At 59.1% G+C, this 15,273-nt stretch carries 18 protein-coding genes; 9 read left to right on the forward strand and 9 right to left on the reverse strand.

The features are described 5' to 3' along the window. Positions 1-107 precede the first annotated feature (107 nt). The 3 genes from ACYZT7_RS27060 to ACYZT7_RS27070 are packed head-to-tail and all read right to left on the reverse strand — an operon-like array spanning position 108 to position 1,219. Positions 108-731 (reverse strand): SOS response-associated peptidase, encoded by a 624-nt coding sequence (locus ACYZT7_RS27060; RefSeq protein ID WP_462038906.1) that lies wholly within the window; start codon positions 729-731, stop codon positions 108-110. A gap of 35 nt (positions 732-766) precedes the next feature. Beyond that, positions 767-1,027 carry a putative signal transducing protein gene (locus tag ACYZT7_RS27065; RefSeq protein WP_462038907.1) on the reverse strand — a complete coding sequence of 87 codons (261 nt, stop codon included), beginning with the start codon at positions 1,025-1,027 and terminating at the stop codon, positions 767-769. A 9-nt stretch (positions 1,028-1,036) separates the two neighbouring features. Next, complete coding sequence (locus ACYZT7_RS27070) at positions 1,037-1,219, reverse strand: CPXCG motif-containing cysteine-rich protein (protein ID WP_214378625.1); 183 nt, start codon at positions 1,217-1,219, stop codon at positions 1,037-1,039. A 142-nt stretch (positions 1,220-1,361) separates the two neighbouring features. Between ACYZT7_RS27070 and ACYZT7_RS27075 the strand changes: the two genes are divergently transcribed. Both ACYZT7_RS27075 and ACYZT7_RS27080 read left to right on the forward strand, forming a co-directional pair. Beyond that, positions 1,362-2,525 carry a 1-acyl-sn-glycerol-3-phosphate acyltransferase gene (locus ACYZT7_RS27075; RefSeq protein WP_462038908.1) on the forward strand — a complete coding sequence of 388 codons (1,164 nt, stop codon included), beginning with the start codon at positions 1,362-1,364 and terminating at the stop codon, positions 2,523-2,525. 222 nt (positions 2,526-2,747) lie between these two features. Next, positions 2,748-2,954: a hypothetical protein gene (locus ACYZT7_RS27080; protein ID WP_462038909.1), complete on the forward strand. Its 207-nt coding sequence runs from the start codon at positions 2,748-2,750 to the stop codon at positions 2,952-2,954. Positions 2,955-3,132: 178 nt separating this feature from the next. Here the strand turns inward: ACYZT7_RS27080 and ACYZT7_RS27085 are convergent, their stop codons facing one another. Beyond that, positions 3,133-3,717 (reverse strand): YajG family lipoprotein, encoded by a 585-nt coding sequence (locus ACYZT7_RS27085; protein ID WP_462038910.1) that lies wholly within the window; start codon positions 3,715-3,717, stop codon positions 3,133-3,135. Between the two features lie 205 nt (positions 3,718-3,922). On the opposite strand from ACYZT7_RS27085, the gene ACYZT7_RS27090 reads away from it, so the two are divergent. Then, a complete protein-coding gene (locus ACYZT7_RS27090) occupies positions 3,923-4,156 on the forward strand; it encodes a hypothetical protein (RefSeq protein WP_462038911.1) in 234 nt (77 codons plus the stop codon). A 739-nt stretch (positions 4,157-4,895) separates the two neighbouring features. Next, a complete protein-coding gene (mqo, locus tag ACYZT7_RS27095) occupies positions 4,896-6,404 on the forward strand; it encodes a malate dehydrogenase (quinone) (protein ID WP_462038912.1) in 1,509 nt (502 codons plus the stop codon). A gap of 64 nt (positions 6,405-6,468) precedes the next feature. On the opposite strand, the gene ACYZT7_RS27100 is transcribed toward mqo, so the two are convergent. From ACYZT7_RS27100 to ACYZT7_RS27110, 3 genes are all read right to left on the reverse strand, one after another. After that, a complete protein-coding gene (locus tag ACYZT7_RS27100; RefSeq protein WP_462038913.1) occupies positions 6,469-6,756 on the reverse strand; it encodes a PA4642 family protein in 288 nt (95 codons plus the stop codon). Positions 6,757-6,819: 63 nt separating this feature from the next. Next, complete coding sequence (locus tag ACYZT7_RS27105; RefSeq protein WP_462038914.1) at positions 6,820-7,305, reverse strand: hypothetical protein; 486 nt, start codon at positions 7,303-7,305, stop codon at positions 6,820-6,822. A 113-nt stretch (positions 7,306-7,418) separates the two neighbouring features. Continuing rightward, entirely contained in the window at positions 7,419-7,976 is a 558-nt protein-coding gene (locus ACYZT7_RS27110; RefSeq protein WP_462038915.1) for a hypoxanthine-guanine phosphoribosyltransferase, read from the reverse strand. Between the two features lie 163 nt (positions 7,977-8,139). Between ACYZT7_RS27110 and upp the strand changes: the two genes are divergently transcribed. Together upp and ACYZT7_RS27120 are read left to right on the forward strand one after the other, a co-directional pair. Further along, positions 8,140-8,778 (forward strand): uracil phosphoribosyltransferase, encoded by a 639-nt coding sequence (upp, locus tag ACYZT7_RS27115; RefSeq protein ID WP_131059473.1) that lies wholly within the window; start codon positions 8,140-8,142, stop codon positions 8,776-8,778. Between the two features lie 2 nt (positions 8,779-8,780). Then, positions 8,781-10,055, forward strand: a complete 1,275-nt coding sequence (locus ACYZT7_RS27120) for a uracil-xanthine permease family protein (protein WP_347803319.1) — start codon at positions 8,781-8,783, stop codon at positions 10,053-10,055. Between the two features lie 38 nt (positions 10,056-10,093). Here the strand turns inward: ACYZT7_RS27120 and hemH are convergent, their stop codons facing one another. Continuing rightward, positions 10,094-11,119 (reverse strand): ferrochelatase, encoded by a 1,026-nt coding sequence (hemH, locus tag ACYZT7_RS27125; RefSeq protein ID WP_462038916.1) that lies wholly within the window; start codon positions 11,117-11,119, stop codon positions 10,094-10,096. 13 nt (positions 11,120-11,132) lie between these two features. After that, on the reverse strand, positions 11,133-12,035 hold the full coding sequence (locus ACYZT7_RS27130; RefSeq protein ID WP_462038917.1) for a TIGR01777 family oxidoreductase: 903 nt from the start codon (positions 12,033-12,035) through the stop codon (positions 11,133-11,135). Positions 12,036-12,231: 196 nt separating this feature from the next. Here ACYZT7_RS27130 and ACYZT7_RS27135 point away from each other — a divergent pair, with 196 nt between their 5' ends. The 3 genes from ACYZT7_RS27135 to ACYZT7_RS27145 all read left to right on the forward strand — a co-directional run bounded on the left by ACYZT7_RS27135 (position 12,232) and on the right by ACYZT7_RS27145 (position 15,262). Further along, positions 12,232-13,218 carry an NAD(P)/FAD-dependent oxidoreductase gene (locus tag ACYZT7_RS27135; protein ID WP_462038918.1) on the forward strand — a complete coding sequence of 329 codons (987 nt, stop codon included), beginning with the start codon at positions 12,232-12,234 and terminating at the stop codon, positions 13,216-13,218. A gap of 132 nt (positions 13,219-13,350) precedes the next feature. Next, on the forward strand, positions 13,351-14,310 hold the full coding sequence (locus ACYZT7_RS27140; RefSeq protein ID WP_462038919.1) for a YbgA family protein: 960 nt from the start codon (positions 13,351-13,353) through the stop codon (positions 14,308-14,310). 10 nt (positions 14,311-14,320) lie between these two features. After that, positions 14,321-15,262 carry a MerR family transcriptional regulator gene (locus ACYZT7_RS27145; RefSeq protein WP_462038920.1) on the forward strand — a complete coding sequence of 314 codons (942 nt, stop codon included), beginning with the start codon at positions 14,321-14,323 and terminating at the stop codon, positions 15,260-15,262. Positions 15,263-15,273 lie beyond the last annotated feature (11 nt).

Here is a 15,273-nt window from a genome sequence, read left to right on the forward strand (position 1 = left end):
GGTCCTGCGGACCTTATCGCGAGCAAGCTGCTCCCACAGGGATTTGTGGCGTTCACAAAACCTGTGGGAGCGAGCTTGCTCGCGATGGCGGCGGTACAAGCGCCCAATCAGCCGGGGGTAAGACACTCCGGCCCATTCAACTTCGGATCGTTCACCAAATTCGCCAACACCCGCTCGCGCAATGCAGCAGGTTCACTGGCGAGCAACGCCTGCAACGCATGCAACGGTGTTTCAGGATTCAGCCACGCCTCCTGCCCCTCTGCATCGAGAATCAACGGCCGGCGCTGACTCGCCGCCGGCTGCGTGATCACCGCCGTGCTCAGCCACACCTGCTCCTGCACCGGATACGCTTCCCAGATCGCTGCAAAGAACAGCGTCGAACCCTCCCCCGGCGTCAACCAATACGGTCGCTTGCGGGTCGTGCCGCGCCATTCGAAAAAACCATTGGCCGGCAGTAAACAGCGGCGTTCGCGCAGGGCCTGGCGAAACATCGGTTGTTCAGCGACGGTTTCGGCACGGGCATGGGCCGGGGTACGGGAAAGATCGGTCAGCCATGGCGGCGTCAAACCCCAACGCGCCCGAGCCAACTCGCGCTGACCGTCACCGCCTGCACGCAACATCAGCACCGAATCGTTGGGAGAAATATTCCACAGGGCCTGCTGATCGGCGGGGAAGCCAGGCAGGGCCGCGAAGGCGGGGTTCCAGCGAAACAGGGCATAACGTCCACACATGGGGCAACACGACTCTAAATAAAACGAACGTCAGCCTAACAGACCAGCGTGCCGGGAAAACTTTCCGGTTCGTCGCCGGGCAGTGGCAGCGCGGCATTGTACGCGGTGATCAGCTCCCGGGCGTATTCGGCCTGTTCGTTATCGACCGATAAACCCAGCAAGCCGTAAATCGGCAGTTCGCCGCTTCCACCGAGCAAATCACGCCCCACCAGATGCGCTTCGATGCCCTCGCTGGCCAACATGCTTTGCAGCAACTCGCCTTCCATGAGGTTTTCCGGCTCGTAGATTCGCTGCATAGACGCCCCTCACTCGTTTTCGCTGAACACTTCGAGATGCCATTCCTCTCCGTCAACCTGCAACACAAACGTTATCGGCCGACAGCACACCTGACAGTCCTCGATATAGGTCTGATCGCCCCCGGACAGATCCACCGTCGTCTCAACCTCTTCACCACAATACGGACATTCATACTGCGCAGTTTCCAGCATCGCGGTCTCCCAGGTGACTTGTGCGTATAATCGCCGGTCTATTTGCAGGGCTATTTTTGTCTGGCTACCGTTTCAGACCGTGCCCCGTTGGTTTTCGATCAAAACCTTTACTTACCCTAGCCGTTTCTAACAAGAGAGCATGATGGGCGAATTCGATGCCATCCGACCGTACGACGATAGCGAAGTCCCAGCGGTGCTGGACCGGCTGCTCGGCGACAAGGCGTTTTTAGATATCCTCATCCACTTCCGTTTCCCGCGTTTTGCCGGTGCTTTCGGCTGGGCGCTCAAACCTCTTATAGCTCATCGGCTGCGCCGTGAGTTCGCTGGCGTCACATCAGTCGCGACGCTGCAGGACAAAGTCGAGATGTACGTCGACCACACCATCGAGCGCGCCACGGACGGTGTGACGTACACCGGCGTCGAGCAGTTCAAGTCCGGCAGCGCCTACCTGTTCATCGCCAACCACCGCGACATCGTGATGGACCCAGCCTTCGTCAACTACGCCGTATACCACGCCGGCCTGCCGACACCGCGCATCGCGATCGGCGACAACCTGCTGCAAAAACCCTTCGTCAGCGATCTGATGCGCCTGAACAAGAGTTTCATCGTGCACCGTTCGATCACCGGTCGCCGCGAGAAGATGGCGGCGTATCAACTGCTGTCGGCCTACATCAACCACTCGATCCGCAACGATTGCGCCTCGATCTGGATCGCCCAGGCCGAAGGCCGGGCCAAGGACGGCGACGATCGCACCGAGTCGGCCATCCTCAAGATGTTCCACATGAGCCGCAAGGACGAGCCGTTCGGCGAGGTCATCCGTTCGCTGAACGTCACCCCGGTGTCGATCAGCTACGAATATGACCCGTGCGATCAAGCCAAGGCTCGCGAGCTATTCATCCGCGCCAGCACCGGCAGCTACTGCAAAGTGCCGGGCGAGGACGATGTGAGCATCGCCAAGGGCATCACCGGCTACAAGGGCCGGGTCCACGTAAACTTCGCCTCGCCGATCACCGAGCTGTTCGACGACACCAAGCAATTGGCGATCGAAATGGACCGGCAGATCCTCGGCGGCTACCGCCTGTTCCCGGTGCACTACCTGGCCTATGCCCAATGGAAAGACGCCGACCCGCAATTGCAGGTCCCGAAAGCTGCCGAGGTGTTTGCGGCCGATGAACTGGCCAAGGCTCAGGAGCAATGGCAACAGCGTCTTGACGCTTGCCCTGAGGAACATCGTCCGTTCCTGGTGCTGCAATACGCGACGCCGGTGCGCAATCAGTACCGTGTGAAAGCAGGTTTGCCGCTGTAAGGTTTTTGGCTGGATACGACAACGGCGCCTTTGGGCGCCGTTTTCATTGCTGCGATTCTTGCGGTCAGACTCGCGTGCTGATCCACGACACCAGCAGCGCCAACCCCAGCTGCCCTGCCTTTGCGACAAATAACGAACATCTGGCCAAATGCTGCCCTGTGTCACGGCTCCGTCATCTGGATACGCCAGTCTGGCGCCCTCGAAACCGACACGGATACCGTCATGCTGCACGCCGAAAACCAGGATCGCCTCTACCTCATCGCCCAGAGCGACGAACAACAAAACCTCGTTGGCAGCCTCGCCTTTAACGTTCAGGACCGCCACTGGCTGGTGTATTGCGCGTTGAGTGGGCATCAACATGCGGATTTGCCGGAGACGGATTTGTTGACTGGGGTGAGCGTGCTGGATTTCTATTCGGAAGCAGCCTGACCACCGCCCCCCCTTGTAGGAGCGAGGCTTGCCCGCGAAGACGGCCTCACATTCAACATTGATGTTGGCTAACCCACCGCTTTCGCGGGCAAGCCTCGCTCCTACAAGGGATCGGCGGTGCAGACGTGAAAAAGCCCGGAACCATCACTGGCACCGGGCTTTTTGAATCTCGCGAAAGTTATTCGCCGAGAATCTGACCAATCGTCGGGTCCTTGAACAGACGCGTCAACGCATCGCTCAACACATCGCTGACCAGCTTGGTATTGGTCTCCTGATTCGGCGCCATACCAAAACGCTGATCCAGGGACGCACCGTACCGACCGCTGTAACGACGGTTGGCATTCTGCACATCGGAGCGGAAGGTCGCGCCGATGGTCGCTTCCGTCACGTACATGCCTTCTTTAGGCGACTGATACTTCAGCTCGGCCAGGGTCACGGTCAACTGCGGTGCATTCATACCGTTGGACACCGGGGTGAAACCCAGCAAACGCACGGCTGCCTCAGCCTGAGCCTGCAACTTCGGCAGGATCTGCGCGCCCTGCACGGTGATCGCGCTGGTCTCAGGGTACAGACCGCCACGGGTGCCCAACGTCGGCGACGGACGACCGTCCACCACACGCACCACCACCGGTTGACCATGACCGACCGGTGCCAGCTGAGTCGTCAGCTTGGGTTCCGGATTCAGTTGTTGCGGGCTGTGGGCGCAGCCTACCAGCGTCAAACTGGTCACAGTGATCAAACCGAACAACAGGCGTTGCAACATGCTCTTCTCTCCAGAATCAGGCACAAACAGGCCGGCAGTATAGCGGTGGGCCACTGCGGGTAACTAGCACCTCACAGTGAATACTGAAATCTCTGACAAACCCTTCAGACCGCGGTTCCTGTCACACATCTGTCACCGCCCATACACTTTCACGTCACGGTCCACTGGCAACCTTCACAGCAGTCACCCCACAAGGTACTTCGCCATGCGCTATCTCACCTCGCTGTTCACGCCACGCCCTCTGCATCGCTGCTTCGCCCTGCTCGACCGCAACGGTCACTGCCAGGCGTTCAAACAGTGCAGCCTCCAGCCCATGGGCGATAGCTGGGTCGAAATCGAAGAAATCCGTCTCAACTGGTTGCACCATCCCCTGCCCCCTAGCGCCCGTGTCAGCCAGCGCCAGCCACGTGCGCGGGCTCAGCAACTGTTGACCACCTGACCGAACACCTAATAAAAGTCATTAAACACGACCATTTCCCTGCGTTTCTTCGCTACAATCTCCCCCCGATTATAAGGACGTCTCCTGATCGGGCCTCGCAGCATCGTCAATGCGCTTGTATTGACACCCCGCACCGCCCACAGAGAGCCGCCCACACAGATCGAGTGAAGCTGGCGCGCTTGCTGTTCCTTGAGCAAACCCCCCACTTTTCGCGAATCTGCAGAGCTGTCATTACGCTCGGTTACTGAGCTGTTTGCCCGTTTTGCCTGTCATGTATCCCATGGCGGCAATCCAACCGGGCACGGTGCCAGGCTGGGGCAGCCCTTTTTTGAGGTTCACGTCTTCAAAAGAGCGTGAAAAAAACGGGTTTTCACAACTTCACAAGAGTGTGGCGAGCAAATGAATAGTTTTGCGTCTGAATATGCACCATTAGCGTCTGAAACAGCCCAACGACACAGGACCGAGTACGCCTCGAATACCGGAGCCTGAAGCCTGTCCTCTACGGATTTGGTTGCACAAACGGATGTATCGACCATAAGTCGAATTGCCAGCCGCGCGTTGAAGTGAGTTCATGTAACTCTTTTAGACCCGGCCGGTAGCGTCCGTCGAAGTTGCGAAAAATTGCGAAGATTCGGACATGGCGATACTGCCATGGGTACCTGGGGCATCACTGACACGCCCCTGAACGCCTGGCAGCCATGCCGACAATTTGGTGCTGCAGATTTTGGAGACGCGTTAAATGGCGCATAACGAAGCAGTCGACGTAGTACTGGTTGGGGCCGGCATCATGAGTGCCACCCTCGCTGTACTGCTCAAAGAGCTCGACCCCGCGATCAAGCTGGAAGTCGTCGAGCTGATGGATTCCGGTGCCGCGGAGAGTTCGAACCCGTGGAACAACGCCGGTACCGGTCACGCCGGGCTGTGTGAGCTCAACTACACGCCGCAGGCCGCCGACGGCACCGTCGACATCAAGAAAGCCGTGCACATCAACACCCAGTTCGAGGTGTCGAAGCAGTTCTGGTCCTACCTGACCAAGAAAAGCACCTTCGGCTCGTGCAAGACGTTCATCAGCCCGGTGCCGCACCTGAGCTTCGTCCAGAACGACGATGGCGTTTCCTTCCTCAAGGAACGCTTCAAGACGCTGAGCAAGCACCACGCCTTCTCGGACATGGAATACACCGAAGACAAGGCCACCATGGCCGAGTGGATGCCCCTGATGATGCCTGGCCGGCCGGCCGACGAAGTCGTCGCCGCCACCCGCGTCATGAACGGCACCGACGTCAACTTCGGTGCCCTGACCAATCAACTGCTCAAGCACCTGACCAGCGCACCCGATGCCCAGGTCAAGTACTGCAAGCGCGTGACCGGCCTCAAGCGTAACGGCAACGGCTGGACCGTCAGCATCAAGGACGTCAACAGCGGCAATTCCCGTGACGTCGACGCGAAATTCGTGTTCCTCGGCGCTGGCGGCGCAGCACTGCCGCTGCTGCAAGCTTCGGGCATCGAAGAAAGCAAAGGCTTCGGCGGCTTCCCGATCAGTGGCCAGTGGCTGCGTTGCGACAACCCGGAAGTGGTCAAGCACCACCAGGCCAAGGTTTACAGCCAGGCTGCGGTGGGTTCGCCACCGATGTCCGTGCCGCACCTGGACACCCGCGTGGTCGACGGCAATAAGTCCCTGTTGTTCGGGCCTTATGCCGGCTTCACCACCAAGTTCCTCAAGCACGGTTCCTTCATGGACCTGCCAATGTCGGTTCGCGCCGGCAACATCGGCCCGATGCTGGCCGTGGCCAAAAACAACATGGACCTGACCAAGTACCTGGTCAGCGAAGTGATGCAGTCGATGGAACAGCGTCTGGACTCGCTACGTCGCTTCTACCCTGAAGCGAAAGCCGAAGACTGGCGCCTGGAAGTGGCCGGCCAACGGGTGCAGATCATCAAGAAAGACCCGAAAAAGGGCGGCGTTCTGCAGTTCGGTACCGAACTGGTCGCGGCCAAGGACGGTACGCTTGCTGCCCTGCTCGGCGCTTCGCCAGGCGCGTCGGTGACCGTTTCGATCATGCTGGAACTGATCGAAAAGTGCTTCCCGAACAAAGCGTCTGGTGAGTGGGCTGCCAAGCTCGCGGAAATCTTCCCGGCTCGCGAAAAAGTTCTGGAAACCGATGCTGCGCTGTATCGCAAGCTCAATGTGCAGAACAACGTCGCGCTGGAACTGGTTGAAGTCAGCAACGAGACCGAAAGCTACGCTTGATTCGGCCGCATAAAAAACGCCCCGTTCTCATTGAGAGCGGGGCGTTTTTTTGTGCCTTTAAATATTAACCGCGAGCCTTGTTGATCAGCTCGATGTACTCGGCGGCGTTGCGCTGATCCTTGATCAAGGCAACGAAGTCATTACCGTGCTCATCCTTGCCGTCCAGATCCAGACCGGCTTCGCCAAAAAACGTCAGAAAACGCTCGAAGTCATCGATGCGCAGGCCGCGGTAGGCCTTGATCAGTTTGTGCAGCGACGGCGACGTGGCGTCGACCGGTTCGAAATCGAGGAACAGCTTGATCTGCTCATCGCCGATCTCGTCACCAATCACTTGCTTCTTATCTTTACGCATTGCCGACTCCAGCTCGCAGACATTTCACGGGACGGGCAGTTTACCCCTCCCCGGGCACAGGGCTCAACGCGGACGAACGCTGCCTGTGTGCAGATCGGCCCAGATATGGCCGTTGGCGTAGCTGAGGAACTGGCAATACACCGTGTCATTGCGCAACAAGTCGATCACCACCCGGTACTGCGCCATCGGGTAAAAGAGCGTCAGGGTTTTGCTCTTCTCGTCGTAAATCGGCTTTTTCAGGCTTTTGCTTTCGCCATCGAAGTTCACCAGCACCTGGATGATGGTCGCGCCCTTGTTCAAGGGTTTGCCCTTGAGACGGATCAGCAACGGTGAGGTAACCGGAATCGGCTGCTGGTTGGACTGGCGTTGACTGCCGACCACCACCGAGTACTCGGTGACCTGCAACAGCTGTTGCTGCTCGGGTTCCGCGTCACGCAGGGTCAGGTCATCCGGGGGCAGGAACTGCGCGTGCATCGGCGCCGGCGCGGCAGCCAGAGGCAGGCTGAGAGTCAGCAACAGGGCGGCGCAGCTGCGGATCAAAAGACTCATGACAGGCTCCCAAGGCGAAGCCGAGCACTCTAGCATGAGCGTACGAAAATGAATTTGTGAAGGCGACCCACTGTGGGAGCGAGCTCGCTCCCACAGGGAATTTGCTTGGTTTTTTACATGCCTTTAACAGCAAAAATCCCGTTGGCGTTACGCCAGTAGCCTTTGTAGTCCATGCCGTAACCGAAGATGTAACGGTCGATGCATGGCAGGCCGACGAAATCGGCTTTCAGGTCCGGGCGAGCCTTGCGGTCGTGGTCCTTGTCGATCAGCACGGCTGTGTGCACGGCGCGGGCACCCGCGTGTTTGCAGTAGTCGATGATCGCGCCCAGGGTGTGACCTTCATCGAGGATGTCGTCGATGATCAGCACATCACGGTCGAGGAACGAGACTTCCGGCTTGGCTTTCCAGAACAGGTCGCCGCCGCTGGTTTCGTTGCGATAACGGGTGGCGTGCAGGTAGGACGCTTCCAGCGGGAAGTTCAGATGGGTCAGTAGCTTGCCGGAGAAAATCAGCCCGCCGTTCATCACACAGAACACCACCGGATTGCTTTCCGCCATCTGATCGTTGATTTGTGCACCGACACGGGCGATGGCCGCCTCGACTTCAGCTTCGGTGTACAGGCAGTCAGCCTCTCGCATGATTTGACGGATATGCTCGAGATCAGCAGACATGGCGCTCTCCAGGGGTGACGGATTCGGGAAAAGCGGGCAAAGGTACGCATCCCTCACGGCCAGATCAAGCGTTTGTGGACTAACGTACTCTATGTCTATAGGACAACACCCTCGGATAGATTAATCTAGGCCGGTTTTTTTGCCCGCCGCCGGAGCCTTCCCCATGCCCATCCTCGAGATCCGCCATCCGCTGATCCGTCATAAACTTGGCCTCATGCGCCGCGCCGACATCAGCACAAAGAATTTCCGTGAGCTCGCTCAGGAAGTCGGCGCCCTGCTGACTTATGAAGCCACTAAAGACCTGCCGCTGGAATCCTACGATATCGAAGGCTGGTGCGGCACTGTGTCGGTCGAGAAAATCGCTGGCAAGAAAATTACTGTAGTACCGATCCTGCGCGCCGGCATCGGCATGCTCGAAGGCGTGCTGAGCCTGATCCCGGGCGCCAAAGTCAGCGCCGTCGGCGTGGCCCGCAACGAGCAAACCTTGCAGGCCCACACCTACCTGGAAAAACTGGTTCCGGAAATCAACGAACGCCTGGCAATGATCATCGACCCGATGCTCGCCACCGGCAGCTCCATGGTCGCAACCATCGACCTGCTGAAAAAGGCCGGTTGCCGGGACATCCGCGCCATGGTGCTGGTTGCCGCGCCTGAAGGCATCGCTGCTGTAGGGAAAGCTCACCCGGACGTGATGATCTACACCGCCTCCATTGACGAGAAACTCAACGAACACGGTTACATCATCCCAGGCCTGGGCGATGCCGGTGACAAGATCTTCGGCACCAAGCAGAAGGACGCTTGAGCATGCAGGATGAGTTCAACGATCCGCTCTGGCGCACGGTGCTGTCGGGCGCGCAGATGCTGTTCGTGGCCTTCGGCGCCCTGGTGTTGATGCCGCTGATTACCGGTCTCGACCCGAACGTGGCGCTGTTCACCGCCGGCCTGGGGACGATTCTGTTCCAGATCGTCACCGGGCGTCAGGTGCCGGTATTCCTGGCATCGAGTTTTGCCTTCATCACCCCGATCATCCTCGCCAAGGGTCAGTTCGGCCTCGCGGCGACCATGGGCGGCGTGATGGCGGCGGGTTTCGTCTACACCTTCCTCGGCCTTGCGGTGAAGATCAAAGGCACCGGATTCATCGACCGTCTGCTGCCACCGGTGGTGATTGGCCCGGTGATCATCTCCATCGGCCTGGCCATGGCGCCGATCGCCGCCAACATGGCGATGGGCAAGGCGGGCGACGGCACTGAGCTGATTCACTACCAAACGGCAATGTTGATCTCTATGCCAGCGCTGCTGACCACCCTGATCGTCGCGGTGTTCGGTAAAGGCATTTTCCGCCTGGTGCCGATCATCTCGGGCGTGCTGGTGGGTTTTGCGATGGCGTTCTATTTTGGCGTCGTCGACACCGCAAAGATTGCCGCCGCTCCGTGGTTTGCCATCCCGCACTTCACCGCGCCGGAATTCAACTGGCAGGCGATTCTGTTCATCGTTCCGGTCGCCCTGGCGCCGGCTATCGAGCACATCGGCGGTGTGATTGCAGTCGGTAGCGTGACCGGTCGCGATTACCTGAAGAAACCCGGCCTGCATCGCACCCTGCTCGGCGATGGCATTGCCACCACCGCGGCGGGACTGTTTGGCGGCCCGCCCAACACCACCTATGCCGAAGTGACGGGCGCGGTGATGCTGACCAAGAACTACAACCCGAAGATCATGACCTGGGCGGCGATTTTCGCCATCAGCCTGGCGTTCGTCGGCAAGTTCGGCGCGTTGCTGCAAAGCATTCCGGTGCCGGTGATGGGCGGGATTCTGTGCCTGTTGTTCGGCTCGATTGCGGCGGTGGGCATGAACACGCTGATACGCCACAAGATCGACCTGGGCGAAGCGCGCAATCTGGTGATTGTGTCGGTGACCCTGGTGTTCGGGATTGGCGGTGTGCTGGTCGGCACCGGCACAGGGCCTGACGACTTTGGCCTCAAAGGCATCGCGCTGTGCGCGGTGACGGCGATTGCGCTGAACCTGTTGCTGCCGGGTAATGACAGCTGGAAGCACAAGAAGGCGAATGAGTCGCTGCTGTAACCCCACCTGATCGTTCCCACGCGCGTGGGAACGATCATCTACAACGCCAACGGGGCCCTTTCGCACAAGGTGTTCAACGCCTTCGCCCACTGCGGGTCATCGTTGAGACACGGCACCAGCACCAACTCCTCCCCTCCTGCCTCGCGGAACTGCTCTTTGCCGCGATCACCGATCTCTTCCAGCGTCTCAATGCAATCGGCGACGAATGCCGGGCACATCACCAGCACTTTCTTCACGCCCATTCCAGCCAACTCATCGAGGCGTGCTTCGGTGTAGGGTTCGATCCATTTGGCTCGACCCAGTCGCGACTGGAACGACACCGACCACTTGCCGTCCGGCAGGCCCAGACGTTTGGCAAACTCGGACGCCGTGCGCAGGCATTGGGCGCGGTAGCAGGTCGCCAATACTTCTGGCGAAGCGTTCAGACAGCAATTATCGCTTTTAAAGCAATGGTGCCCGGTAGGGTCGATCTTGGTCAGGTGCCGCTCCGGCAAGCCGTGAAAGCTTAGCAACAGATGATCGTGATCCTGCTGCAGATACGGCTTGGCGCTGGCCACCAACGCATCAAGGTATTCCGGCTGATCGTAGAACGGCTGGAGAATCGAGAACTGTACGTCGAGCTTCTTCTCGCGCACCACTCGTTTGGCTTCTTCGATCACCGTAGTCACGGTGCTGTCAGCGAACTGTGGATAAAGCGGCGCGAGAGTGATTTTTTTGTGGCCCTGGGCGGCCAGCTGCACCAATTTCGATTCAATCGACGGTTCACCGTAACGCATCGCCAACTCCACCGGACCGTGGGTCCACTGGGCAGTCATGGCCTGTTGCAGGCGACGGCTGAGCACCACCAACGGCGAGCCCTCCTCCCACCAGATCGAGGCGTAGGCGTGGGCTGACTGCTCCGGGCGCTTGAACAGGATCAGCGACACCAGCAAACGTCGCACCGGCCATGGCAGGTCGATCACATACGGGTCCATCAGAAATTGATTGAGGTAACTGCGCACATCCGCCACCGAGGTGGAGGCCGGTGAGCCCAGATTGACCAGAAGCAATGCGTGATCGGTCATGCAACGTCCTATTTCAAAGGCGGCTGGAAACGTCGTCCAGAGCCGCGCGCAATTCAGTGAACTGGAAAGTGAAACCCGCTTCCAGCAAGCGAGCCGGTACGGCCTTCTGACCGCCCAGCAACAGCAATGACAATTCGCCCAGGCACACCTTTAAAGCCAGGGCCGGCATGGGCATGAACGTCGGGCGGTTCAGCACGCTACCCAACGTCTTGGCGAACTCGCGATTGCGCACCGGCTTGGGCGCGCAGGCATTATAAGGACCGCTGGCGTCTTTCTGATGCAGAAGAAAATCAATCAGGGCGATTTGATCGTTGATATGGATCCACGGCATCCACTGCCGGCCATTGCCGATAGGCCCACCCAGCCCCAGTTTGAACGGCAGCAACAGCCGCGACAAAAAGCCGCCCTCGGCCGACAACACCAGCCCGGTACGAATAAGGATCACGCGGATGCCCAAGGCTTCGGCACGCTGGGCGGTTTCTTCCCAGGCGATGCACAACTGGCTGGCGAAATCATCGATGACCGGTGGAGACTTCTCGGTCAATTCCCGCTCACCCCCATCACCGTACCAACCGATCGCAGACCCCGAAATCAACACCTGCGGTTTTTGTTCTCGGGTTTCGAGCCAGGCCAGCAGGGTTTCGGTCAGGGTGATGCGGCTGCTCCACAACAGCGCTTTGCGTCTGGTTGTCCAGGGGCGATCGGCAATCGGTGCACCTGCGAGGTTGATAATCGCATCCACCGGCTCCTGGCCGATGTCCTCGAGGCGGGCCACTCCGCGCACCTGGGTACCGCATATTTTCGCGACTTTTTCAGGACTTCGACTCCAGACCGTCAGACGATGACCCTGACTCAACCAGTGTCGGCAGAGCTGACGTCCTATCAAACCAGTACCGCCGGTCAGCAATATGTGCATGACTACTTCCTCGCGTAGCGTTTTACCCTGATCCCTAGTCTATTTTTATAAGCAGGGATCTTTGGTATCGGGCAGGCTCTGTGATTAACAATAGGCCAAGCTGTCAGAACGAGAACGCTAAAAGTTATACCAAAAAACAATATTGTACAGGTTTAAACCACGGCGTAGTCTGTACAGAAAGGTAAACGAGGCCCCTATGACTGTACCTATCGCAATCATCGGCACCGGCATCGCCGGGCTCTCCGCCGCCCAGGCCCTGACAGAGGTCGGGCATGTCGTTCAACTTTTCGATAAAAGCCGCGGCAGTGGCGGACGCATGTCGAGCAAGCGCAGCGATGCGGGTGCTCTGGACATGGGCGCGCAATATTTCACCGCCCGCGATCGCCGCTTCGTCACTGAAGTCCAGCGCTGGCAAGGCAACGGCTGGGTCGCTGAATGGATGCCACAGCTCTACACCTACCACGGCGGCCAGCTCAACCTGTCGCCGGACGAACAGACGCGCTGGGTCGGAACGCCGCGCATGAGCGCCATCACCCGTGGCCTGCTCGGCGATCTGGAAGTGCATTTCGCCTGCCGCATCACCGAGGTCTATCGCGGCGAAGAGCACTGGCACCTGCAGGACGCCGAAGGCTTCACCCACGGCCCGTTCAGTCATGTGATTATCGCCACGCCAGCGCCTCAGGCGACTGCACTGCTGGCCTCCGCGCCGAAACTCGCCGGTGCCGCCGCCGGGGTGAAAATGGACCCTACCTGGGCTGTCGCGCTGGCGTTCGAGACACCGCTGGATACGCCCATGGAAGGCTGCTTCGTACAGGACAGCCCACTCGACTGGCTGGCTCGCAACCGCAGCAAACCCGGGCGCGATAACACCCTCGATACGTGGGTGCTGCATGCGACCAGTGCCTGGAGCCGGCAACATATCGACCTGTCCAAGGAAGCGGTGATCGAGCAATTGCACGGCGCATTTGCCGAACTGCTGCACGATGCCATGCCCGCCCCGACCTTCAGCCTCGCCCACCGCTGGCTCTATGCCCGCCCGGCCAACAGCCATGAATGGGGCGCCCTGGCCGATGCCGATCTAGGCTTGTATGTGTGTGGCGACTGGTGCTTGTCCGGTCGTGTCGAAGGCGCCTGGCTCAGCGGCCAGGAAGCCGCCCGCCGCTTGCATGCGCATCTGCAGTGAATCGCATCGATCTGGTAGGGGGGCGACGCTAAAACCTATACAAACAATTTGACTTGTACACCTTTGAATCTATGATGAAGTTATGTTGTACAGACCGATCAGCCTGTACAGGTTTAGATTCGAGGTGCTCCGATGCCCGACGTCACCGTGAAACCGAAAATTGCCATCAGCGCCTGCCTGTTGGGCGCAGAAGTGCGTTACAACGGCGGGCACAAAGCGTCGCAGCTGTGCAGTCGCACCCTCACTGACTATTTCGATTTCGTCCCGGTTTGCCCCGAAGTCGCCATTGGCCTCGGTATTCCTCGGGAGCCGATCAGGCTGGTTGGCGATCCCGAACATCCCGAGGCTGTCGGCACCGTCAACCCTGAGCTCAATGTCACCCGGCCGCTGGCCGAGTACGGACAGAAAATGGCTGCGGAACTGGGCGACCTATGCGGCTACATCTTCATGCAGAAATCCCCGTCATGCGGCCTGGATCGGGTCAAGGTCTACCACACCAACGGTGCGCCGGTGGACGGTGGTGGCCGTGGCATCTACGCCCAGGCGTTCTGCGCGCGGCATCCGGAATTACCGGTGGAAGAAGACGGCCGACTCAACGACCCGGTGCTGCGAGAAAACTTCCTCACCCGCGTGTTCGCCTACAGTGCCTGGCAGCAGTTGCTGCGCGAAGGCCTGACTCGCCGTGGCCTCACGGACTTTCACTCGCGCTACAAATACCTGCTGATGGCCCACAACCCGGTGCAATACAAAACCCTGGGCAACCTGCTGGGCAACATGGGCCAGACCGACCCGAACGAACTCGGTCCACGCTATTTCGGCGAGCTGATGGCGGCCTTGAAAAAATGCGCCACACGCCACACCCACACCAATGTCCTGCAACACATCAGTGGCTATCTCAAACAGGCCATCAGCCCTGAAGACAAACAGGAAGTGCAACACGTCATCGGCCAGTACCGCCTCGGTATCGTGCCGCTGGTGGTGCCGTTGACGCTGCTCAAACACTACTTCCGTCAACACCCGGATCCATACATTGCGCAACAGGTTTACCTGCAACCGCATCCGGAAAATCTCAGTCTGCGAAACGCGATCTAATGACAATCTAATGAAAAGCCCACTCGACACCAGCGCCAGCGAAGACCTCGGCGCCGACTTCAAGAAAGCCCTCGACGAAGGCTGGCTGCCGATCCGTGAGGTCGCGCGGCAGACCGGCGTCAACGCCGTCACCCTGCGAGCCTGGGAACGGCGTTATGGATTGATCGTGCCGCAACGCACGCCCAAGGGTCATCGGCTGTTCTCTGCCGAACACGTTCAACGCATCCTGACGATCCTCACCTGGCTAAACCGCGGCGTGGCCGTCAGCCAGGTCAAGCCACTGCTCGACACCCCGCAGGCCTTTACCGAATCCGTCGAAAACGATTGGCACGTGATGCGCCATACGCTGCTGCAAGCGGTCACTCAACTGAACGAACGCACCGTCGATGACACTGTCAATCAGGCCATGGCGCTGTATCCACCGCGTACCTTGTGCGCACAACTGCTGATGCCGTTGCTGGCTGAACTGGAGCAACGCTGGCAAGGACAGTTCGGCGCGCAGATGGAGCGGGTGTTTTTTTACTCCTGGTTACGCAGCAAATTTGGCGCACGCATCTACCATAACAACCGTCAGTTACGGACCGCGCCACTGTTGTTGATCAATCAATCGGACCTGCCACTGGAACCTCACCTGTGGCTGACCGCCTGGCTGATCAGCAGCGCCGATTGCCCGGTGGAGGTGTTCGACTGGCCACTTCCCGCCGGCGAACTCGCGCTGGCGGTCGATCATCTGCAAGCCCGCGGCGTACTGCTGTACTCCAGCAAAGCCATGATCCTTTCACAGCTGCCGAAACTTTTGAATGGTGTCAGTTGCCCAAAAATGATTGCCGGACCAACGGTATGCATCCACCACGCCGAGTTGTCCGTAAAAACTAATGAGATCGCTGATTTGTTCTTGGCCGAAGACCCGTTAACGGCCCATCAGGACCTGGTTCAGCGTGGACTAATTTAATGAAACGTACG

Source organism: Pseudomonas sp. RT4P38, assembly GCF_054897765.1.